1 protein-coding gene is annotated in these 573 nt (G+C 44.9%); it reads left to right on the top strand.

Annotated elements, in window-relative coordinates:
• Positions 1 to 10: 10 nt before the first annotated feature.
• The coding region (locus IG627_RS20745) for a hypothetical protein (RefSeq protein ID WP_193195234.1) at positions 11 to 573 on the top strand (563 nt) is incomplete at its 3' end.

The raw sequence follows: 573 nt of genomic DNA on the forward strand, positions 1-573 counted from the left end.
GTTAGAGCTCATGAAGAAATACATTGTTTTGTTGATCGTACTACTAATTTCAGGTGCAGCAGAAGCTACAGCCTTGCGAGGCGTATCTATTGGAGATGACTGCAAATCTACCTACGATCTTGAACAAAGTCAGGGCTCGAGGCTGAAAATCGACGGAAAAATGAAAATATTTGAGGGAATTCATGAAGGCTATCCTGCTCTGATTTCGTACAACTGCGCAAATGGAAAAACATCCTTACAAAACGTAAATATTACGTATTTCGAAGATTCGGAAGCAAAGAACAGGGTAAAAGGGCTAGAAAGAGAATACATCGAGCTATACGGGTTTAAGCCAGTGCGTGACGTAGATGATGAATCAGTATGGTTGGTATGGAAAACGACCAACGCAATAGTTACAGTGTCAGCTCTCCATGGAGGTGAAGGCTCTGAGTTATATTCATCCACGGCGCGCCGTAGCAGCTCTAACCAGGCGCTGCTGAGGGACAGTTCACTTTATGCACCTTTGTGCGGCTCTCTGCGTTCGCATTCTCGCACAAAGGTGCATAAAGTAAACTGCCCCAGAGCGCAACGTTA

The sequence above is a fragment of the Microbulbifer taiwanensis genome (assembly GCF_014904815.1).
Classification (GTDB): Bacteria; Pseudomonadota; Gammaproteobacteria; order Pseudomonadales; family Cellvibrionaceae; genus Microbulbifer; species Microbulbifer taiwanensis.